Below are 22,339 nucleotides of genomic sequence, written 5' to 3' on the forward strand. Positions count from 1 at the left end.
TTCTGTTTTATTGTTATTTCACTGCGTCAATAGCCTTGCAAACATCGGCAAAGATTTCTTCCAATACGCCGAAGCCCTGGATGTGTTGGTATTTGCCGTCCTGTTTGTACCAGTCAATCAGCGGAGCTGTCTGTGAGTGGTAAACCACAAGGCGTTTCTTGATGGTCTCTTCGTTGTCGTCTGCACGTCCTGATTCTTGTCCGCGCTTGATAAGGCGTTTCATCAGTTCTTCTTCGGGCACGTCGAGGTCGAGCATTACGCTGACTTCCTGTCCGCGTTCGGCGAGCATCTTCTTTAATGCTTCAGCCTGGGCGATTGTTCTGGGGAAGCCGTCGAAAATCACGCCTTTGCTATCCTTGAAGCTGTCGAATACGCTTGCCAGAATATCAATCATCAGCTCATCGGGAATCAACTGGCCCTGGTCGATGTAGCCTTTGGCCGTCTTGCCCAGTTCTGTACCGTTCTTCATTTCAGCACGGAGCACGTCTCCGGTAGAGATGTGGTTGATGCCATACTTTTCTACAATCTTTTCACTTTGTGTTCCCTTACCTGAACCGGGAGCACCAAAAATTACAATGTTCAACATTTGCTTAGTTATTATTGAATGATTTACTATATTATGCCTGTATCAGTCTACTACAGTATAAATGTCGGGATAGTTGCGCCCGAAGCCGTCATAATCCAACCCGTAGCCCACGATGAAGTCGTTCGGAATATTCATGGCCACATATTCTATGTTCAAATCAACTTTCAGCTTATCAGGTTTCACCAGTAGGGAGGCAATATGAATCTCCCTGGGACCGCGAGTGCCGAGGGTGTCCAGTAAGCGTTGCATGGTGAGTCCCGTATCTACGATGTCTTCTACAATGACCACTGTACGGTCTGTGAGGTCTTCATTGATGCCTATTACTTCCTTGATTACCCCGGTAGAGGATACTCCTTGATAGGATGCCAATTTGACAAACGAAATTTCGCAGGGAATCGTGATTCGTTTCAGCAAATCGGCGGTAAACATGAACGAACCGTTCAGTACACTGAGGAATAGAGGATTCTTTCCTGCCAGGTCGCGGTTGATTTCGTTCGCTACACGGGTTACTTCTTTCAGTATGTCCTGCTCCTTGATGGAGACTGTGAACATCTTGTCTTTTATTTGTATGGTATCCATAGATGGGATGTTTTTAGAAAGTTGGGGCAAAAATACGATATTTGTTTGAAAGTGAAAAGTTTTGTTCTAGTATATTCTCAAAGGGCTATGAATTAGTTGGATCCGTTACTAAAAACCAGTTTATGAATGCATGGTTTTCATCAACGGAATCGGATGCAATTTCAACCTTGGAAAATTCAAATCCGAGAAACTGACAGAACTTTTTTGTAGTACGCGTCAGGAATAGACAGATAAAACTTTCCACTGGAGTAGAGAACAGTCTAGAATAGTGAAATGTAAAAAATAAGTGGTGTGTGTCGGTTGTCGGCTGACAGAACCAGACAGCTATGTCAATAACTTTAGGAAACTCTTATTTCTCAGTTTCTGGAGATATTGTAACTCCGGAGTAAGACGATATTCAGCTCGAATATTTGTAATGCCATAGTTCCCGACGCTGGACTTTCTTGTAATTTTATTAAGCCAAGACGGTGCTCCCACCGATTATGGTTATAGAATTTCGATTTCTTCAGCTTCTTATGATTTTTCTTCCGGTACAAGCTCCCATTGCATGTAAACTTGTCTATAGGTCTTCTGTAGATGTCGGATCCGAAAATTATGTATCTGCAATATCCTTCGAAGGAACAGTGTTTATGGTGAAAATATTACTGATTTTCATTGATTGATAAGATGCTATGCCAGATAATGGTAGCGGAAGACCTCTTGAAGATAGCATCTGTCGTTACTTCTTTCTTGACTAGGTTTTGTCAGAATCTTGTGTCGATACTGCTATTTCTGATTGGTTATGTATGGTTGATGCACTAATGACAGAAAAAAACAATGCTTAGGAGTAAGAAAACAAAGAGAAATATGTTGAAAAATGTACTCCAAAAGTTTTTTATCTAACCTTTGGAGTACATTTTATTTGAGACAGCTTTCTTTCGACTTTTTATTTTTTATGTTGGAGAATTCGGGATTAGCCGATTCTTCTTTCTGCTTTTCTGTTCCTACTCTAGAAGTGTAACTTTCCTAATCTTCGTTATGCTCGTAATATCTCCGAGTATACCCTATAGATTCCATCTTCTCTTTAATTGATAGTTTAATTATTTGCATTCTTGAATTCAATGTAGGGCAATACTGGAAATCGGTTATCATGATACTAATTTATTCTGTCTTTTTATCAGTAACCAATTACAGATTCGCTTTTTTATATATAATAATTGTGTTTTTGGTGTAAGTCTTGTCATTTCCATTATGATGGCAACGGTCGTCTTAAATTTCGAACATTCTGCTCCGTGCCAGCATGCAGGCTCCAACTACACCAGCCTTGTCTTTTAACTTGGAAACAGTCACCGTGGCGTCTTTGTTGACCAGATTCAATGAGTATTTCCTTATTGCCGTTTTGATTGGCTGTACTATATAGTCTCCCGTCGATGATAATGTGCCTCCGATTATTACCAGTTCCGGATTGAATATGCTGATCAGTCCTGCTATTTGCCTTCCCAACTTTTGGCCTATTTCTTCCACTATCTCAATACATAGCAAATCCTCTTTATTGACTGCAGTGATGATTTCGTCCAATGTGGGTGGATTTTCTATAGTTCGTTTTGACAGTATGGAACTTTCTCCTTTACCGATTCTTTCCAATAGGATGCGGTGCAGTGCCGAACCTGAGGCTTCCGTTTCCAGGCATCCTTTTTTGCCGCAATGGCACAGTATTTCATTGTCGAATACATTGACGTGCCCGAATTCTCCGGAAAATCCGGATTTTCCCGTGTATACCTTCCCGTCTATGATGATGCCAATTCCAAGTCCCCAGCTTATATTGACAAAGATGATGTCTTTTTCCCCTTTGACGCATCCTTGCATATGTTCTCCATAGGTCATGGCCCTTGTGTCGTTGTCTATACAGACTGGGTACCCTATTTTTTCATTCAGCACATCTGCCAAAGGACGCTCTGAAAAGTTGAACATACTGAAACTGTATCCTGATTCCGGATTTACTCTTCCAGAGATGTTGATGCAGATGTTCATTATCTTCTTGTCATTGATTTCTGTTTCCTTTATGAAGCCTCGAATGAGTGCACATAGTTCTTCCAAAGCCTCTTGTGTATTTTCGAACTTGTACGGTATGTTCATCCTGATTTCCACCATATCTCCCTTGAAATTGATTAGTCCTATGTTTATGGCAAATTTTTTAATGTCCACCCCAATGAAGTATCCTGATTCTGGGTTGAGCCCGTATAGGCTTGGGTGACGGCCGCTACTAGTCTCCAGTTTTCCATAGTCATTTATATAGTTGTCCTCACACATTTCATTGATAAATTTGGTAATTGTGGGCACACTTAGGTCAAGTTCCTTGGCCAAATCAGTAATAGTGGAGCTTCCATTATATATATAATGTGTGATGATCCTTTTTTTTAAGAGTGCATTCTTGCTCCCGGTTTCCATTTCTTTTAATAAATCCTGCTTCATTAGTGTATATTTTTAAATTATTCGCCTTATTTTTATTTATATATTGGTATACTAAAGTATATGGGCTAATATTATTGTATTCTGTCTATTGTTTTGCAATTTATTTAGTAATAACCGGTTAATATATATTAAATATATGGTATATATTAATTAAATACTTTATTAAGTATTGCAAAGATAATAAATATATCTATATTTGTGACGTGATAATTGAATAATAATGGTTAATATCCATAACGATGAAAAACATAATTGGATTTTTTTTCTAAAATATGCATTCAATAGGGCTTTTAATATATAATGGTTGATCTTAATTTTATTAATGATGAAAACACGCAGGGATTTTTTAAAAAAGACCGCTTTGTTTGGTGCATCTGCATTCATGCCCCCTTCATTGTTGGGGCAAGAGAGTGATGGGAATTGTTCTTTTTCTCGGGAGACTACCTCTTCCATGCTGGTTCCCATGGGTGATGCACTTAAAATTACCGGTACATTTTTAGATGAGATATCTCATGATATTCCCCATCAGAATTGGGGAGAAATAGAATGGGATCGGGATTTCCGGTATATGCGGGATGTTGGGATTGATACGGTTATTATGATTCGTTCCGGTTATCGTAAATTCATTACTTACCCTTCGAAGCACTTGTTAAGCAAGGGTTGTTATATGCCTTCTGTTGATTTGTTGGATATGTTTCTTCGACTGGCAGAAAAATATCACATGAAGTTTTATTTTGGTTTATATGACTCTGGTAAGTATTGGGATACCGGTGATTTGTCGTGGGAGATTGAGGATAATAAGTATGTGATTGATGAAGTGTGGGATAAATACGGTGAAAAATATAAGAGTTTTGGTGGCTGGTATATTAGTGGTGAAATAAGCCGTAAGACGAAAGGCGCTATTGATGCCTTTCGTACAATGGGTAAACAATGCAAAGATGTATCCGGAGGTTTACCGACTTTTATTTCTCCATGGATTGATGGGAAAAAGGCTGTTATGGGAACAGGCAAGCTAACAAAAGAAGATGCTGTCTCTGTTCAGGAACATGAAAGGGAATGGAATGAAATTTTCGATGGCGTTCATGATGTGGTTGACGCTTGTGCCTTCCAAGATGGACATATTGATTATGATGAACTGGATGCTTTTTTTGCTGTAAATAAGAAATTGGCTGATAAATATGGTATGCAGTGCTGGACAAATGCCGAAACTTTTGACCGTGATATGCCCATTGATTTCTTGCCTATTAAGTTTGATAAGTTGCGTATGAAATTGGAAGCTGCCAAACGGGCAGGTTATGACAAAGCTATCACTTTTGAATTTTCTCATTTTATGAGTCCGCAATCGGCGTATTTGCAGGCAGGGCATTTATATAATAGGTATAAAGAATATTTTAATATAAGATGACATGAAAAACATAATAAGACAGTTATTGGTATTTTTTGTTTTTGTCGTCAGCTTAAATTTGGCGGCACAAACTCTACCTGTTATAACGGGACAGGTTAAATGTCAGGGACGTGGAGTTGCGAATGTAGTGGTTACAAATGGTTTCGATTGTGTTTCGACCGATGTTGCCGGCAAATATACTATTCCTTATCATCGTGATGCCCGTTTTGTATATGTTACTACTCCAGCAGGTTATTTGCCCCAACGGGATGGTAGCCTCCCTTTGTTTTATCAACGCATTACTAAAGGGACTTCTGTATATGATTTTTCTTTAGTCAAAAATTCTAAGAATGATGACAAGCATCTTTTCTTGGTTCAGGCCGATGTTCAGCTTGGAAAAGACGAAGATGTTACTGCTTATTCAGAATATCTGAGGGATGTGAAGGAATTTGTCGACAAATGTTCGAAATATGATTTATTTATGCTGGATTGTGGTGATATTGTAGGTAATGCCTTGTCGCTTTTTTCCTCATATAAAAAAGCATCGGACGTGTTGGATGTCCCTATGTATCGAGTGATTGGAAATCATGATATGGAATATGGAGTACGTTCTTACGAGCATTCGTATAAATCCTATGAAGAGAATTTCGGCCCTATTTATTATTCCTTTAACCGTGGAAAGGCTCATTATATCGTGCTTGATAACTGTTACTATATCAATAGGCATTACCGCTACATCGGTTATATTGATGAGCGTACTTTGCAATGGATTGAGAAGGATTTGGCCTTTGTGCCGAAGGACCATTTGGTGTTTGTTTCCATGCATATCCCTTCCAGTTCTACTAAGGAGCTGGAATTTAATGCGCTACTTCCTGATGAGACCAGTAATGCTTCAAGCTTGTATGACCTCTTGAAAGGGTACGAGGCACATTTGCTGACTGGTCATACCCATAACAACGGTAATGTTGTATTCAATGATAGCTTGATGGAACATAACACAGCAGCTGTATGCGGTACTTTTTGGAAGGCTGATATTTGCACCGATGGCACTCCCGCTGGTTATGGTGTATATGAAGTTGATGGAAACAAGCTGACTTGGCGTTATAAGAGTGCGGGGTATCCCATTGAACATCAATTCAGGGCTTATCCGGTAGGAGTTTCAGAGGATTACCCTGAGTATATTCTTGCGAATGTATGGAATTGGGATGAAAACTGGAAGGTAGAGTGGTATGAGAATGGGAAATGTATGGGTGAAATGGAGCATTTCACGGGCTTTGATCCGGAAGCAAAAGCCATTTGCTCGGATAAAAAGCGCGTAGAGTATGATTGGATTTCTCCGATAAAAACAGAACACATGTTTCGTGCTTTACCTAAAAATGGTAGTGCTTCAGTGGAGGTGTGTGTGACAGACCGTTTTGGTAATGTATATAAAGTTAAACTATAAACAATGATGAAGAAAAATGTAAATATCGGATATTTAGTATTTCTGTCCTTTGTTGCAGCCTTAGGAGGTTTTCTCTTTGGCTATGATACTGCTGTGATTTCTGGTACCATTGCCCAAGTGACTGTACTTTTTCATTTGGATACCTTGCAGCAGGGATGGTATGTGGGTTGTGCGCTGATAGGCTCTATTGTGGGTGTACTTTTTGCTGGCGTGTTGAGCGATAAGTTCGGTCGTAAACTGACGATGGTTCTTTCTGCTGTGTTGTTTTCCACTTCGGCCATAGGCTGTGCCATTTGTGCTAATTTCGATGAGTTGGTTGTATATCGTATTATTGGTGGTGTGGGTATTGGTGTTGTTTCTATTATATCTCCTTTGTATATCTCAGAAGTTTCTGTGGCCCAATACAGAGGACGTTTAGTCTCTTTGTACCAATTGGCCGTTACAGTAGGATTTTTGGGCGCTTATTTGGTAAATTTCCAGTTGCTTGGATATTCAGAAAGTCATGTCGTTTCTGGTATAGGTTTATTTGAAAAAATCTTTGTAGCTGAAGTATGGCGTGGCATGTTGGGGATGGAAACACTACCAGCTCTTTTGTTTTTTACCATTATCTTTTTTATTCCCGAAAGCCCTCGTTGGTTGATTTTGAAAGGTAGAGAAGAACGTGGTCTTAATGTTTTGCAACGAATTTACAACTCGGCTGAGGAGGCTATGAACCAGATGAACGAAACCAAATCTGTTGTATCAGAAACTAAATCCGAGTGGGCATTATTGTTGCAGCCTGGCATTCTGAAAGCTGTGATAATCGGTGTTGCCATTGCCATATTGGGACAGTTCATGGGTGTGAATGCCGTATTGTATTATGGTCCTTCTATTTTTGAAAAAGCTGGGCTTTCCGGTGGTGATTCTTTGTTTTATCAAGTGTTGGTTGGCTTGGTTAATACGTTGACTACTGTCTTGGCACTTGCTATTATTGATAGAGTGGGACGTAAGAAGTTGGTATATTATGGCGTTTCAGGGATGGTTCTTTCTTTGTTGCTTATCGGTATTTACTTTTTGTGGGAAGAGAGTTTGGAGTTGTCAAGTCTTTTCTTGTTGGTTTGCTTCTTGTCTTATGTGTTTTGTTGTGCTGTATCTATTTGTGCAGTGGTATTTGTGCTTCTTTCAGAAATGTATCCTACCAAAGTACGTGGTTTGGCTATGTCTATAGCAGGATTTTCTCTTTGGATTGGAACATATTTAATTGGGCAGTTGACTCCTTGGATGCTCCAGAATCTTACCCCCGCCGGAACATTCTTCTTGTTTGCTGCAATGTGTGTGCCTTATATGCTCATTGTATGGAAACTTGTACCGGAAACGACTGGCAAATCTTTGGAAGAGATAGAACGGTATTGGACACGTATGAAATAAATTGACCTTATGAACTAAAATATAAAAAAAATATGGACTTTAAAAAATTAGCAACACAGTATAAGGATGAACTGATGAATCATATTCTTCCTTTTTGGCTTGAATGTTCTCAAGATCATGAATATGGTGGATATTTTACATGCTTGGATCGTCAAGGCAATGTATTTGATACGGATAAATTTATTTGGTTGCAGGGACGTGAGGTATGGATGTTTTCGATGCTTTATAATAAGGTAGAGAAGCGTCAAGAGTGGTTAGATTGTGCCATTCAAGGAGGAGAATTCTTGAAAAAGTATGGTCACGATGGTAACTATAACTGGTATTTCTCATTGGACAGACAAGGAAATCCATTAGTTGAGCCTTATAATATTTTTTCATATACGTTTGCTACGATGGCATTTGGGCAGTTAAGCTTAGCCACAGGGAATGAAGAGTATGCAGAAATTGCCAAGAAAACGTTTGATATAATCTTGTCGAAGGTTGATAATCCCAAAGGGCATTGGAATAAGTTGCATGCAGGTACACGTGATTTGAAGAACTTTGCATTGCCAATGATTTTATGCAATTTGGCTTTGGAGATAGAACATTTGCTGGATGAGGATTATCTGGAAAAGACCATGGAAGTCTGTATCCATGAGGTTATGGAAGAATTTTATCGTCCGGAATTAGGAGGTATTATTGTTGAAAACATACAAATGGACGGACAGCTTTCCGATTCGTTCGAGGGAAGACAAATTACTCCCGGACATGCAATTGAAGCCATGTGGTTTATCATGGATTTAGGGAAACGTTTGGGGCGTTTGGACTTGATAGAAAAGGCGAAAAATACCACTTTGACTATGCTCGATTACGGCTGGGATAAAGAGTTCGGAGGTATTTATTATTTTATGGATCGTAAAGGTTGTCCTCCTCAACAATTGGAGTGGGATCAGAAGCTTTGGTGGGTACATATCGAGACTCTGATTTCTCTATTGAAAGGGTATCATTTGACTGGCGACCAGCAATGTTTGGAGTGGTTTAATAAAGTGCATGATTATACATGGACTCATTTTAAAGATACAGAACATCCTGAATGGTTTGGATACCTGAATAGAAGAGGTGAAGTTTTGCTTCCGCTGAAAGGTGGAAAATGGAAAGGATGTTTCCATGTTCCCAGAGGATTGTATCAGTGTTGGACTGTTTTGGAGGAAATAGCAAATTCATAAATAGAATCTGTATGAGCAAAATCATAGTAGTAGGCAGTTCAAATACGGATATGGTAGTGCATACCTCCCATTTACCAGCACCGGGAGAGACAATCCTTGGTGGTAAGTTTCTTATGAATCAGGGTGGTAAAGGAGCAAATCAGGCAGTTGCAGTGAAGCGATTGGGGGGTGACTTGTTATTTGTGGCGAGAGTGGGCAATGATGTTTTGGGACAGCAGACCTTGCGTGTTTTTCAAAATGAAGGCATAGAAACAAGCTATATTGCTTTAGATAATGAAACTCCATCCGGAGTTGCGTTGATAAGCGTGGACCAATATGCTGAAAATTGTATTGTTGTGGCTTCGGGGGCTAATATGTTACTTGGACAAGAGGATATTGACAGTATGGAAAAAGAGATGTTGGTTGGAGATATATTATTGATGCAACTGGAAATTCCTCTTTCAACTGTAGAATATGCTGCACGGAAGGCTTATGAAAAGGGAGTGAAAGTTGTATTGAATCCTGCTCCTGCCTGTTCTTTGCCGGAATCTTTGTTCCAATATTTATATATGATAACTCCCAATCGGATAGAGGCTGAAATGCTGACCGGAGTTAAGATAAACAGCAAAGAAGACGTGGCTATGGCGGCTGGTGTCTTGTATCGGAAAGGTGTGAAAAATATAATAATAACTTTGGGTAGCGAAGGAAGCTTTGTAAGAGAAGGAGAAAAAACTTATTATGTAGATGCCTACAAAGTGGTTCCGGTTGATACTACGGCCGCAGGAGATACTTTCAATGGAGCTGTTTGCGTGGGTGTTTCCGAAGGGATGAGCTTGGAACAAGCAGTATTGTTTGCATCTAAAGCTTCTTCTATTTCTGTTACAAGAATGGGGGCTCAATCATCTATTCCTTATCGGAAAGAGTTGGATATGAATAATTTAGTTTAATCTGTTAAAAGAAGAATATTGTGGATAGACGTCATTTTTTATCAATGTTAGGTCTGGGAGCAGTTGGTTTGACTCTGCCGGGAGTAGCTCAAGCAGATATTTTAAAGCAAGCAGCTGCCAATCCGAATATAAAACCTATTTCCGGTTCTTGGTTTGAATTTCAGCATCCGGGAGGTAAAGAAGGAGTATATTGGGACAAAGACTTAAGACAGTTTACTGCTGCCCAGTGGAGAGAAAAAATTCGTGAAATCAGTGAGACCGGTATGGAATATTTGGTGATGATGAATGTGGCTGCTCACGGCAAAGCTTTTTTTGATACGAAATTGGCTCCTAAATTTGAAATGGGTTGTGAAGATCCTATTGAAACAGTCCTTTCTGCGGCAGATGAGTTTGGTGTGAAGTTCTTTGTGAGCAATGATTATTGGGGACCGGATCTTGATGCTCATCGGATGATGACAGATAGGGAACTGGGTAAGAAAAGGAATCAATCAATGGAAGAAATCTATAAGAAATATGGGCATCACAAGAGCTTTTATGGGTGGTATTTCCCTAATGAATCGTGGTTAGATCCTTATTTTTGTGATTTTGTGATACCTTATGTCAATGAGTGTGCGCAAGTGGCTAAGTCGTTGAATGCTAACTGTGTGAATATAATAGCTCCATACAATATAAAGAAAGAAAAATGTGATGATTATTTTGTGAGACAGCTTGAACAACTCAATGTGGAAATCGTGGCCTATCAGGATGGAGTGGGAGTAGGTGCAACCAGATTGGAAGATTCTGCCCGTTATTATGAGAATTTGTCAAAAGCGCATCAAAAGGCAGGGCGTTCCAGAATATGGGCTGATATGGAGTTGTTTTACTTTGAACAGACCACTCATGGCAGTTTACTTCCAGCGGACTTTAACAATAGAATAATTCATCAAATGGAAGCTATTTCACCTTTCGTGGACAAAATTTTGGTTTACCAATATCTTGGAATCATGAACAAACCCCAATCTAAGGCTCATGCCGGATTAAGAGGAGAGACGGTAAGGTTATATAATCAATATATGGATTGGTATAACAAACAAAATTTTAAATGAATAGGAATGATATGAAAAGAATTGTATACTTTTTAGTTTCTCTGTTGGGATTTACCAAACTGGCAGCACAAGATCCTGCTGATTTTGTTCTTCCATCTATTATAAGTGATCATGCAGTGATGCAACGTGATGCCGAAGTAAAGCTTTGGGGATGGTGTCCCAGTGTTTGGGATTTGAAGATTGTATGTAGTTGGGCTCCCAATGATACGGTTCATGTATCTTCTGATAAATATAAGTATTGGGAAACTTATATAAACACTCCCAAGGCCGAAGGACCGCACGCCATTCGGTTTTATGGTTGGGAAGGTAAACTTTGCGCAGAAGTGAAAGACATTCTGATGGGAGAAACTTGGCTTTGTTCCGGTCAGTCAAATATGGAGTATTGCTTTAAGTGGCGTGTAGATGACATCACCGATAGAAGTACACTGTTTGACAATAAAAAGATTCGTTTTTTCAAGGTGGCTAAGTCATCCTCCGCGTATCCGGTTGAAAGAATTCAGGGAAAGTGGGAAATTTGTTCTCCCGAAACTGCAGAAGATTTTAGCGTAGTGGCTTTTTGCTTTGGAAAAAGGCTGAATGAAGAATTGGGTAATCTTCCTATCGGGTTGATAGGCTCTTATTGGGGAGGTACAGCCATTGAGCCTTGGATGGACGAATTTACATTGCGTCATGAGAAATTGGAAGAAAAGACTAAAGCATTGACTGCCGGATGGGCACCGACTGCAAATTCTTCTCTTTACAATGCAATGATTCATCCCATTATAAACTACACTATTGCCGGGGTTGTCTGGTATCAAGGAGAAGCCAATAATGAAAGGCATCAGGATTATGGAGTTATGTTTGATGCTATGATTAGAGGTTGGCGTAATGCTTTTCATCATTATTTGCCTTTCTATTTTGTCCAGATAACTCCTTGGAGTGGTTATGCGGATAAAAATGCTGCATATTTGCGTGAACAACAAGCCGATGTGGCTGCTACATTGAGAAATACTGGTATGGTTGTGGCGGGAGACTTAGTAAACGACCTAACAGATATTCATCCGAGTCTGAAGAGACAAGTAGGAGAACGATTAGCTAATATGGCTTTGAAAAATAGTTATCATAAAGAGGATATACAACCGTATTCGCCTATGCTAAAATCCTTTAGAGTAGATGGTCGTAAAGTAATAGTAACAACTACCGCTATTGGCAAACTTGCTTGCAAGGATAAGGTCATTCGTCACTTTGAGGTCCTGGATAAAGAGGGTAATTTGCATCCGGCTAAGGCTTCTATATTAAAGAATGGAGATATCAGTGTCATTGCCGATAAGGTGAAGGAACCGGTAGGAGTACGTTATTGTTTTTCCAATGATGCTATGCCTAATTTATTTGATAGTAACGGATTACCTTTGGCTCCATTTAGAACAGATCGTAAAAAATGAAAAAGTCTTTATTATATTTAATTTGTTGTTTTATTTGCTTCTCTGCTTTTTCTCAAGCTTCTGATTTGAAGTTTCGTGACGGGAAGTTCAAGATTGTTCAGTTGACAGACCTGCATTGGGTAGAGAGTGATTCTTATAAATTGAAGAATGACAGCACTTGTCATTTGATTCGTGAAGTTATTCGTATAGAAGATCCCGATTTGGTTGTTCTTACAGGTGATGTAGTAGTTTCCTGGAATGCTAAGAAAGGATGGGAGAAATTGACCAAAATATTTGGGGAAACCAAAACTCCTTTTGTTGTGACCTTTGGTAATCATGATGAAGAAACGGATATGAACAATGCTCAGATATTGGACTATCTGTGTACACGACCTTATAACCTGACTTATGATGCTGAAAAAGGACTTTCGGGCTCGGGCAATTGCATGTTGACCGTCCGTTCTTCTGATGCTACATCTGAAAAATGGGTACTCTATTTCTTCGATTCTCACAATAATACCAAAGACCGTTCTTTTGGTTATTATGATTGGATTAAGCATAATCAGATAGAGTGGTATAGGAAAAGTAGCAGTCGGGTTACCGCTCGCAACAAGCGCATATTGCCTTCCTTGGCTTTCTTCCATATTCCTCTGCCAGAGCATGAAACGGCAAGGTGGACATGCCGGGAGTTTGGCGAGAAGCAGGAGGGTGTTTGTGCTCCAAGTGTAAATACCGGATTGTACTCCTCGTTTATAGAAAAGAGGGATGTTATTGGGGTGTTTGTAGGTCATGACCATAATAATGACTATATGGTTGATTTAGACGGTAACATAACTTTGGCCTATGGTCGGAAGACGGGTTATCCTTCTGCCTATAATGAAACGCTTAGCCGAGGGGTACGTGTCATTAATCTGCATGAAGACGAATCGGTTTTTGATACTTATATAAGAGATTTGAAAGGAACTTATTTTCATTATCAATTTGAGCAGAAAAATAAGGGCAGTAATATTCCTCGTTTCAGTGGTTCCTTTGTGCAAGAGTTTTTGGTAGCAAATTGGGACAACGAACGTTGGAATCAGGAAATGGATATGCTGAAAGAAGCTGGCATGAAGTACTTGATCTATGCACCTGCATTGCTGGTAGATGAAAAGGGGAAAACAACTACAAATTATCCGTCTGCTCTGACGAAGAAGAAGCAAGGCAATAGAACGCTTGAAAAGTGTTTGCAAAGTGCGCAAAAAAATGGCATTAAAGTATTTGTAGGATTAAACTTTAATGAACGTTGGTGGAAAGTGGATTATGATGCTCGCTGGTTACTGGAGCAAATGGAAATGGGTAATAAGGTGGCAGATGAGCTTGTTGTTTTGTATAAAGAAAAGTATCCGGATGCCATGTATGGTTGGTATTGGGTTTGGGAGGTAGACAACTTGAACTGTATGACTTCTGAGCGTCAATCAATTTTGGCAGAGGCATTGAATACGAATTTGAATCATCTTTCTGAGATTGCTCCGGAAATGCCCCTTATGTTGTCTCCGTTTATGAATTACAAGGTAGGTGGAAATGCTGAAGAATGTGGCAAGATGTGGACGAACGTCTTTGCGCAAACCGACTTCCGTCCGGGAGATATATTCGCTCCTCAGGATTGTGTCGGTGCAGGTGGACTGAATTTGGATAATTTGTGGGAATGGTTTTCTAATTTGAAGAAGGCTGTCAATACTAAACCTGGGCTGAAGTTTTGGGGAAATGTAGAGACATTCGATCAGCGCTTTTGGACTAGCGCTCCTTTAGAAAGGGTTCAAAAACAGTTAGAGATTGTAAATGGCTATGTTGGCAATTTGATTTGTTTTGCATACAATCATTACAATAGCCCGTTTGTAGTTAATCCGGCGTATCATCAGGCATATCTTCAATATTGCCGGACGGGATGTTTGCCTATAATGGATATTCCTGAAAAAGTGAAGAATGCTGCTGTACGAAAGGTGGCTAAGGGAATTGAAGTTTCTTGGATACCGAATGAAATGAAAGCAGTTGACGGATATAGTATCTATCGTGATGGGCAGTTGATTATGAAATTACAAATACGTGACGGACAACTTCCGAGAACTTTTGTTGATGCAGAAGGTACAGTAGATAATGTTTATGAAGTAGCTGTTTATAATGTGATTGGTAAAGAATCTGCTAAAGTAAAAGCTGAATAACAATTGTAAAATTGATAAATATGAAGAATGTAACTTTTATTATTTGGGCTTTTGTTGTACTGTGTGCAGGATGCAGTTCTTCCACTTCAGTTGTGCAAGATGAAGTCTCTATGACTAAAAAACAATTGGCTGATAAAGTGAAAGGTGGTTGGGCAGCGAAAACCATTGGTTGTACCTATGGAGGACCGGTTGAATTTCTGCATAATGGTACTATGATTCAAGACTATACTCCCATAAAATGGTCCAAAGATAGAGTGAAATATTATTATGATACATTTCCCGGATTGTATGATGATATATATGTGGATATTGTATTTGTGAATGTGTTCGACCGTTTGGGTTTAGAGGCACCGGCCGATTCTTTTGCTGTTTCGTTTGCTGATGCCGGATTTCCTTTGTGGCATGCCAACCAAGTTGCAAAATATAATATTAAGCAAGGCATTATGCCCCCCATGTCCGGACATTGGTTGAATAATCCTCATGCAGATGATATTGACTATCAGATAGAAGCAGATTTTGCAGGTCTAATGTCACCGGGCATGCCTAATACTGCTTCTGAAATTTCAGATAAAATCGGTCACATCTTTACGTATGGCGACGGCTGGTATGGTGGTGTGTATGTGGGCGCTCTATATTCCATGGCTTTTGTTTCAGATGATATGGAGTATGTGGTAGAAGAGGCATTGAATACAATTCCCGAGCAAAGTGATTTTTATGCTTGCATAAAAGATGTGATTGGTTGGTATCGGCAATATCCAGATGACTGGAAACAGACTTGGTTTGAATGCCAGAAGAAGTGGACTTCGGAAGTGGGGTGTCCCGATGGCGTTTTTGTTCCGTTTAATATTGATGCCAAGATAAATAGTGCCTATGTGGCTATAGGTCTGTTATATGGCAAGAAAGATTTTTATCAGACTATTGATATTTCGGCACGTTGTGGGCAAGATTCTGATTGTAATGCGGCTACTGCTGCCGGTATATTGGGTACAATGCTTGGATATAGTAATATTCCGGAATTATGGAAAGAAAGTCTTTACGAAGTAGAGGACATCCCATTTGCCTATACGGAAGTTTCGCTGAATAAGCTTTATGAGTTAAGTCTGAAACAAGCTTTGCAGGTGATAGAGCAAGAAGGAGGTTCTGTTCAGGGAGAGCAGGTTGTTATTAAAACGCAACAGCCGGTTGCTGTAAAGTATGAGAAAGCTTTTGAAGGTCATTATCCGGCAGAGAAGAAAGCTGTTAACCTTTTGTTACAGGATGCTACAGAGTTTATGTTTGATGGTAACGGATTTGTTTTGAAAGGATATGTGAAGTGTGCTGATGAATCGTATGTTGCGAGTGTTGCGATGTATATAGATGGCGCTTTAGCAGAAACTGCCAATCTTCCCGTTGCTAAATCTACTTCTATAGATGACAGAAGGGTTGATTCGTTTCATAAATACCAGTTGCCTGATGCAGCGCACACGGTTGTTTTGAAATGGTTGAATCCTCGTACGGATGCACAAGTTTATTTAGGTGAGGCGGTTATTTATTCCAGCCAGCCCAATCAATTAACCTATAAATAATTAATTGTAATGTATATAGTTGAAAATTATGGATTGGCAGTAGCTCTTTGTTGGGTTACCATGCTTTGCTGGGGCTCTTGGGGGAATACTCAAAAGCTGGCAGCGAAAACTTGGCGATATGAACTTTTTTATTGGGATTATGTCGTTGGAATTCTTCTCTTCTCTTTGATATGGGGATTTACTTTAGGAAGTACGGGCGAAGCTGGTAGAGGCTTTGTCGATGATTTGCTTCAGGTTGATATCTCTAATTTGGTGAGTGCGTTTTTGGGAGGTGTCATTTTTAATGCATCCAACATTTTGTTATCTTCTTCCATGTCATTGGCTGGTATGTCTGTCGCTTTCCCCGTAGGCGTTGGGTTAGCTCTGGTATTGGGTGTATTTATAAATTACTTTAGTGCTCCTCAAGGTGATGCAACTGTTTTGTTTTCTGGAGTATTTCTGATTGTACTTGCTATTATTTTTAATGGTATAGCTTCTGGGAAAGTTGCTAAAGGAGGAACATACCAGGCAATGAGGAAAAAAGGGATTATTATAGCTGTGTGTGCAGGTATATTGATGGCATTTTTCTATCGTTTTGTAGCGGCTGCTATGGATTTAGAGAATCTGGAAACGCCGACTGCGGGTATGATGACTCCTTATTCAGCATTGTTTGTGTTTGCAGTGGGTATTTTTGTCAGCAACTTTTTCTTCAATACATTGGTCATGAAGAAACCCTTTGTCGGCAAGCCGATAGCGTATAGTGACTATTTCAGTGGAAATATGAAGACACATCTTGTTGGAATTCTGGGAGGAACCATCTGGGCATTGGGGACTGCTTGTAGTTATATTGCTGCAGGGAAAGCTGGTGCAGCTATCTCCTATGCTTTGGGACAAGGTGCCACTATGGTTGCTGCCTTATGGGGAATATTTATCTGGAAAGAATTCAAGGGCGCATCTAAGTCAATAAATATGCTGCTTGTATTTATGCTGATACTTTTCCTTTCAGGCTTGGGGTTGATAATTATATCTGGTGGTAATTAAATTCTTTATTTTAAATAATATACTATGAGACAAAAAAAACAAATGAAAATGTTGGGACTATTGGGATTGTTGGCTGCATTACCGATAATTTCTGCATGTGCGGGAAATAAGGGTTCTGACGAATCTCGAAAAGAAAAAATGGTCCAATCGGTTTCTGTGGTACAGCCTATTACGGGTACATGGATTAATTTAGCCTACAAGGATGTGCGGAATAAGTATACTAATCCACAACATTTTGATAATATGGATCCTAAATTATGGACTGCTAAAGTGCGTGAATTGGCTAACATGGGGATTGAATATTTGGTGTTCATGGAGGTTGCTAATGAAGGGAAAGCATATTATCCGTCAAAGTTGATGCCGTGGTTATATAATGATAAATTGCAAAGCCCCGTTGATGCGATTCTTGACGAAGCTGCCAAACATGGCATGAAGGTTTTTATGAGTACCGGTTGGGCAAAAGATCAGGATGATAATCTGCTTGATCCAGTGATTAAGGAGCGTCAGCTTCAGATTATGGAGGAATTGGCATCTCTCTATAAAAATCATAAAGCTTTCTATGGCTGGTATCTTCCGGTTGAAGATTGTCTTTGCCCTATCTTTGCCGAGCATGCTGTTCAGTCAGTAAATGCATTGACAGAGAAGGCTCATTCTTTGACTCCCGGAAAGAAGACCTTGATTTCTCCGTATGGTATTGGTCTGTCCGAATTTGATCATCCTGATTTTGAGAAGCAGATGGCAAAATTGAAAGTCGATATTATTGCTTATCAAGATGAGGTGGGATGTGTACGTGACAAATTTACTCTTCCTCGCTTGAAAAAGAATTGGCAAAGGATGCGCGATATTCACAATCGCCTGAATATTGAGATGTGGGCGAACTGCGAAACCTTTACTTGGGAAGAGGGAACCAATGACCGCCAATCTGCTTTGATTCCGGCTGCTTATTCCCGTTTGCTGTCACAGCAGGTAGCGGCTTCGGTTGCTGGTGTCGACAAAATAATTTCGTTTATGTTCGGTGGAATTATCGAAGACCCAAAGTCTGCTTATCAATTGGGACAACCTGTGTGGTCTAATAATTTATACAACAATTATATGGCTTGGAAAGAAGGTGACAGTTTTTGGAAATTATTTGAAGCTGCTTTGCTTGACAAGTTGGTCAATTCAGCCAAATCGGAAATGATTGGTAAAGTTGATATGAAGGCACTGGCAGATGGTCGGGTAGCCGAAGAGGATAGTGGAGACAGCCGTTGGGTAAGGTTTGAAAAAGGTCATCATGAGGTAGTGATTGATTTGCAAAAGAATACTTCGCTTCAAAAGGTGCTGGTACGTACTTTGAACTATAATCAGGAAAAGATAGGTGCTCCTTTGAAGGTTTATGTTTACACTTCTCAAGATGGCCAGACTTATAATCTGGCTTCAATAAAGGATACTCCGTATTTTCCTAACAACAAGCATGATGCTTGGATTGACGCAGTCTTGATTGATAATTTAAAAGAAAAGACACGTTATGTGAAAGTTGCTTTTGACGCTTTGGAAAATGTGTATATGGATGAGATTTTTGTAAATCCAAGTATTCGTTAACCGGGTAATATAATGAAGGAATAATAGGGTCATCCGGAAAATATGAAATATAGTTTGAGATGAATTGATATTATATGGGAATGAAGCCGCCCGGATATGGAAGATGCAGCCATCTTAAACAGATATGTCTAAGTAGAAAAAGTATGATTTCAGGCTAATAGAAACGTCAATTATCGCATTTCATTAATATAATAAAGTGCGATATAAAAAACAATACAATGAAAAAAATCTTAATTTATTAATCCAAAAATGAATCTATGAAAAGATTACACAAAACTATGAATCGAATTGTCGGAGTGCTTTTAATGGCACTTATGATGGTTCCAAGTGGTTTGAAAGCTGAGACGGCAGAAATGCTTCAAACTTCTAAAATTACGGGTGTAGTAATTGACGATTTCGGCGAGCCGATAATCGGTGCTACTGTTCGTGTGAAGAATGCACAGAATGGCGCTGTAACAGATGTTAATGGACGTTACTCTGTAAATGCTACTAAAAATGCGACATTGGTTTTTTCTTTTATTGGCTATAGAACACAAGAGGTAGCTGTTAAGGGTAGGACTACTGTTAATGTAACTTTGAAAGAGGACAGCCAAATGTTGGAAGAAACAGTTGTTATTGGTTATGGTGCTGTTCCTAAAAGAGATTTAACGGGATCTGTATCTTCTTTAAAGAGCGAAGATTTGCTGAAAACAAACCCTGTGAGTGTGAATCAAGGTTTGCAAGGCAAAATGGCAGGTGTAAATGTGTCCCAGTCTGACGGAGCCCCGGGTGCCGGTATAAATATCCAAATTCGTGGTGCCAATTCGTTTACTACCAGTACAGAGCCTTTGTATGTAGTCGACGGTATGCCGTATTCTATGGGTGAAGGACGTACAACGGATTATGGTATGAAACAGAGTAATAATCCATTGAGTACCATTAGTCCACAAGATATATTATCTATTGAAGTTTTAAAAGATGCATCTGCTACCGCTATTTATGGTTCTCGTGCTGCCAATGGTGTTGTGCTTATTACTACTAAATCCGGTGCTGAGGGAAAGGCAAAAGTTCAGCTTTCTGCTAACCTTAGCATCTCTAATCCGGTAAAACGTATTGATGTGCTCGATGCTTGTGATTACGCTTTGTACCGTAATGAACGTATCACGAATGGTCTCTTGTATGACGGTTACTCTGAGGCAGACAGCCAATTGGAATATCCTTTGGTGGGATATTGGGCTCCGGTGAAAGCTCCGGATCCTATTACAGGAGAAATGGTTGTAGTAGGTCAGGAGTATAAGCCAAGTCCATGGGATTACCGGAAGGGTTTTGTCGAAAAAGAAGGAGGACCGGTACGTTATGGAACAAATTGGCAGGATGAAATTTTTCAGACAGCAATAAGCCAAGATTATAATGTTACAGTATCGGGTGGTGATAAGAAAGGTAACTATATGTATTCCGGTGGTTATACTGACCAGCAGGGTGTGATTGTTAATTCTTATTATAGACGTTATACAGCGAGAGCTAACAACAGCCGTAAAATCAATGATTTTTTAGAGTTAGGTACTAACATCAGTTTTGCAACTTCCGATAATCGTTTGGCACGTACCAATAGTGAAACGTATGGTGTAATTCCTGCAGCTATTTCGTTTAATCCTACTCGTCCGGTATTCGATCCCAATAAAGACTCTGGCTTTTCGGAAGATTTCTCTACCGGTTTGGCTAATCCTTATTTGACTGTACATACGGAGAAGAATATCCAAGAGACGTTGAATGTATTTATCTCAAGCTTTGGTGAATTGAAGTTTACCGACTGGTTGAAATTCCGTCAGAATTTTGGTTACGGTTATAGCTATTATGAACGTAATACCTATAATAACCGTTGGACCGGTGCGGGTATAGCTCCTACAAATGGTTATGCAACGAAGTCAGATGATGCTTATGAAAGCATTTCGACAGAGTCTTTGTTGACTTTCAACAAGAAGTTTGGAGTTCATGGCATTAATGCTGTGCTTGGTATGACTTATGAAAACAGCATGTGGCATAGTAAGTGGATGGCTGCATCTAATTTCCCGAACGATATGACTGAAGACAACGTCATTGAAGCAGGAACTAAGGACCGTCGTATGGAAAGTAGTCGTGGAAAGTCTCAGCTGATGTCCTATCTGTTCAGAGCCAATTATAATTTGCTGGACCGTTATTTATTCACTTTTTCTATGCGTCGTGACGGTTCCAGTAAATTGTCAGAGTTAAATCGTTGGAATAACTTCTATTCGGGAGCCGTTGCTTGGCGTTTGTCTGATGAGTCTTTTGTAAAGCAGCTGAATTTCTTCGATGACTTGAAATTGCGTGTCAGTGCCGGACAGACCGGAGGTCAGGGGGTCAGTGCCTATGCTACCCGTTCCCGTTTTGTTGTTTCTAACTACGGTATGGGTGGTTCATTGCAGAGTGGTATGGCAGAATCCCGCTGGGGAGGACCTGCAGCAGCTCTTCTGAAATGGGAGACAACCAATCAGTTTGACATAGGTTTGGACATTGCTTTCTTGAATAACCGTGTTAATTTGACAGTAGATGCCTATTATAAGAAGACAAAAGACCTATTGTTGGATAAGCTTATTCCTATGAGTTCCGGTTTTAGCCGTATTCAGGCAAACTATGGTAATGTAACAAATAAAGGGTTGGAAATTTCCGGTCATTTCATTCCTGTAAAGGCACGTAATTTCTTGTGGTCTATAGATGCCAATATTTCATTCAACCGTAATAAGGTGGGTGGTTTGGATGCCGACCAATATTCTGATGTGGCTTGGGGTATTGAGAACATGTTCTTGGTACGTAATGGTGAGCCTATCGGTACTCTATATGGGTATGTGGAAGATGGCTTTTATGACAATGAGGCCGAAGTCCGTGCAGATCCGTTGTATAGAAATGAGACGGACTCTAAGGTTAAAAGCATGGTAGGTGAAGTGAAATACAAGAATCTTGATGACGATCCTGTAATTGATAATCGAGACCGTCAGATTATAGGTAATACCAACCCGGATTACCAATATGGTATAACCAATACATTGGAATGGAAGAACTGGACATTCAGTTTCTTCTTGCAGGGTACACAAGGTAATGACGTGTTGAATGTCAATCTTAAGAAATTTGATATGGCCAGCGTGGATAATATGCCTTATTTTATTTATAACAATCGTTGGACTGCCGAAAATAGGGCAAATGCCAAATGGCCGCGTGCCAATAGAACCAGTACACGTTCTATGAGGGCATCTGACCGTTACATTGAGGATGGATCTTACTTGCGTTGCAAGAATGTCAGCTTGAGCTACCGTTTCCGCCATCCGATGAAGTTTGTGGAGAGTATTAATTTGGTTGCCAGCGTTTCCAATCTATTTACAATTTCCGGTTATAGTTGGATGGACCCTGATGTGAATTCATTTGGTAGTGACCCTAAACGCAGAGGTGTGGATATGGCTTCTTATCCAAGTGCCCGTACATTTAATTTTGGTGTTCAAATTGGATTTTAAATAAT

15 protein-coding genes are annotated in these 22,339 nt (G+C 39.8%); 12 read left to right on the top strand and 3 right to left on the bottom strand.

The annotated features are described in order from the left end of the window. Positions 1-13: 13 nt before the first annotated feature. The 3 genes from DXD78_RS01735 to DXD78_RS01745 all read right to left on the bottom strand — a co-directional run bounded on the left by DXD78_RS01735 (position 14) and on the right by DXD78_RS01745 (position 3,616). On the bottom strand, positions 14-586 hold the full coding sequence (locus DXD78_RS01735) for an adenylate kinase (RefSeq protein ID WP_005823672.1): 573 nt from the start codon (positions 584-586) through the stop codon (positions 14-16). A gap of 42 nt (positions 587-628) precedes the next feature. Further along, positions 629-1,165, bottom strand: a complete 537-nt coding sequence (gene hpt / locus DXD78_RS01740) for a hypoxanthine phosphoribosyltransferase (protein ID WP_005823670.1) — start codon at positions 1,163-1,165, stop codon at positions 629-631. Between the two features lie 1,248 nt (positions 1,166-2,413). Next, positions 2,414-3,616, bottom strand: coding sequence for an ROK family transcriptional regulator (locus DXD78_RS01745; protein ID WP_005835379.1), 1,203 nt, complete (start codon positions 3,614-3,616; stop codon positions 2,414-2,416). Between the two features lie 325 nt (positions 3,617-3,941). Between DXD78_RS01745 and DXD78_RS01750 the strand changes: the two genes are divergently transcribed. From DXD78_RS01750 to DXD78_RS01805, 12 genes are all read left to right on the top strand, one after another. Then, a complete protein-coding gene (locus tag DXD78_RS01750) occupies positions 3,942-5,021 on the top strand; it encodes a DUF4434 domain-containing protein (RefSeq protein WP_005835383.1) in 1,080 nt (359 codons plus the stop codon). A 1-nt stretch (position 5,022) separates the two neighbouring features. Then, on the top strand, positions 5,023-6,444 hold the full coding sequence (locus DXD78_RS01755) for a calcineurin-like phosphoesterase family protein (protein WP_009037098.1): 1,422 nt from the start codon (positions 5,023-5,025) through the stop codon (positions 6,442-6,444). Positions 6,445-6,450: 6 nt separating this feature from the next. Then, positions 6,451-7,851 (top strand): sugar porter family MFS transporter, encoded by a 1,401-nt coding sequence (locus DXD78_RS01760; protein ID WP_034528996.1) that lies wholly within the window; start codon positions 6,451-6,453, stop codon positions 7,849-7,851. Between the two features lie 32 nt (positions 7,852-7,883). Next, positions 7,884-9,056: an AGE family epimerase/isomerase gene (locus DXD78_RS01765; RefSeq protein WP_005835389.1), complete on the top strand. Its 1,173-nt coding sequence runs from the start codon at positions 7,884-7,886 to the stop codon at positions 9,054-9,056. 11 nt (positions 9,057-9,067) lie between these two features. Beyond that, the gene (gene rbsK, locus DXD78_RS01770) at positions 9,068-9,982 is read left to right on the top strand and encodes a ribokinase (protein WP_005835391.1); all 915 of its coding nucleotides are present in this window, start codon (positions 9,068-9,070) and stop codon (positions 9,980-9,982) included. Between the two features lie 20 nt (positions 9,983-10,002). Further along, positions 10,003-11,067 carry a DUF4434 domain-containing protein gene (locus DXD78_RS01775; RefSeq protein ID WP_009037096.1) on the top strand — a complete coding sequence of 355 codons (1,065 nt, stop codon included), beginning with the start codon at positions 10,003-10,005 and terminating at the stop codon, positions 11,065-11,067. Further along, entirely contained in the window at positions 11,064-12,488 is a 1,425-nt protein-coding gene (locus DXD78_RS01780; RefSeq protein WP_009037095.1) for a sialate O-acetylesterase, read from the top strand. Before DXD78_RS01775 ends, DXD78_RS01780 begins: the two co-directional genes overlap by 4 nt. Continuing rightward, positions 12,485-14,665: a DUF4434 domain-containing protein gene (locus DXD78_RS01785; RefSeq protein WP_016272598.1), complete on the top strand. Its 2,181-nt coding sequence runs from the start codon at positions 12,485-12,487 to the stop codon at positions 14,663-14,665. Before DXD78_RS01780 ends, DXD78_RS01785 begins: the two co-directional genes overlap by 4 nt. Before the next feature lie 20 nt (positions 14,666-14,685). Then, entirely contained in the window at positions 14,686-16,230 is a 1,545-nt protein-coding gene (locus DXD78_RS01790; protein ID WP_005835404.1) for an ADP-ribosylglycohydrolase family protein, read from the top strand. A 9-nt stretch (positions 16,231-16,239) separates the two neighbouring features. Further along, a complete protein-coding gene (locus tag DXD78_RS01795) occupies positions 16,240-17,250 on the top strand; it encodes a GRP family sugar transporter (protein WP_005835407.1) in 1,011 nt (336 codons plus the stop codon). A gap of 24 nt (positions 17,251-17,274) precedes the next feature. Further along, on the top strand, positions 17,275-18,831 hold the full coding sequence (locus DXD78_RS01800) for a DUF4434 domain-containing protein (RefSeq protein ID WP_009037093.1): 1,557 nt from the start codon (positions 17,275-17,277) through the stop codon (positions 18,829-18,831). A 257-nt stretch (positions 18,832-19,088) separates the two neighbouring features. Beyond that, entirely contained in the window at positions 19,089-22,334 is a 3,246-nt protein-coding gene (locus tag DXD78_RS01805) for a TonB-dependent receptor (protein WP_034528820.1), read from the top strand. The last annotated feature ends 5 nt before the right edge of the window (positions 22,335-22,339 follow it).

The sequence above is a fragment of the Bacteroides sp. D20 genome, from assembly GCF_003436255.1.
Classification (GTDB): Bacteria; Bacteroidota; Bacteroidia; order Bacteroidales; family Bacteroidaceae; genus Bacteroides; species Bacteroides uniformis.

Bases quoted from the DNA above. Each gene is read 5' to 3' on its own strand.
- rbsK (WP_005835391.1), top strand. From the start codon at position 9,068: ATGAGCAAAATCATAGTAGTAGGCAGTTCAAATACGGATATGGTAGTG.
- DXD78_RS01735 (WP_005823672.1), bottom strand. From the start codon at position 586: ATGTTGAACATTGTAATTTTTGGTGCTCCCGGTTCAGGTAAGGGAACA.
- DXD78_RS01805 (WP_034528820.1), top strand. From the start codon at position 19,089: ATGAAAAGATTACACAAAACTATGAATCGAATTGTCGGAGTGCTTTTA.
- hpt (WP_005823670.1), bottom strand. From the start codon at position 1,165: ATGGATACCATACAAATAAAAGACAAGATGTTCACAGTCTCCATCAAG.
- DXD78_RS01755 (WP_009037098.1), top strand. From the start codon at position 5,023: ATGAAAAACATAATAAGACAGTTATTGGTATTTTTTGTTTTTGTCGTC.
- DXD78_RS01760 (WP_034528996.1), top strand. From the start codon at position 6,451: ATGAAGAAAAATGTAAATATCGGATATTTAGTATTTCTGTCCTTTGTT.
- DXD78_RS01790 (WP_005835404.1), top strand. From the start codon at position 14,686: ATGAAGAATGTAACTTTTATTATTTGGGCTTTTGTTGTACTGTGTGCA.
- DXD78_RS01795 (WP_005835407.1), top strand. From the start codon at position 16,240: ATGTATATAGTTGAAAATTATGGATTGGCAGTAGCTCTTTGTTGGGTT.
- DXD78_RS01785 (WP_016272598.1), top strand. From the start codon at position 12,485: ATGAAAAAGTCTTTATTATATTTAATTTGTTGTTTTATTTGCTTCTCT.
- DXD78_RS01800 (WP_009037093.1), top strand. From the start codon at position 17,275: ATGAGACAAAAAAAACAAATGAAAATGTTGGGACTATTGGGATTGTTG.
- DXD78_RS01765 (WP_005835389.1), top strand. From the start codon at position 7,884: ATGGACTTTAAAAAATTAGCAACACAGTATAAGGATGAACTGATGAAT.
- DXD78_RS01780 (WP_009037095.1), top strand. From the start codon at position 11,064: ATGAATAGGAATGATATGAAAAGAATTGTATACTTTTTAGTTTCTCTG.
- DXD78_RS01745 (WP_005835379.1), bottom strand. From the start codon at position 3,616: ATGAAGCAGGATTTATTAAAAGAAATGGAAACCGGGAGCAAGAATGCA.
- DXD78_RS01750 (WP_005835383.1), top strand. From the start codon at position 3,942: ATGAAAACACGCAGGGATTTTTTAAAAAAGACCGCTTTGTTTGGTGCA.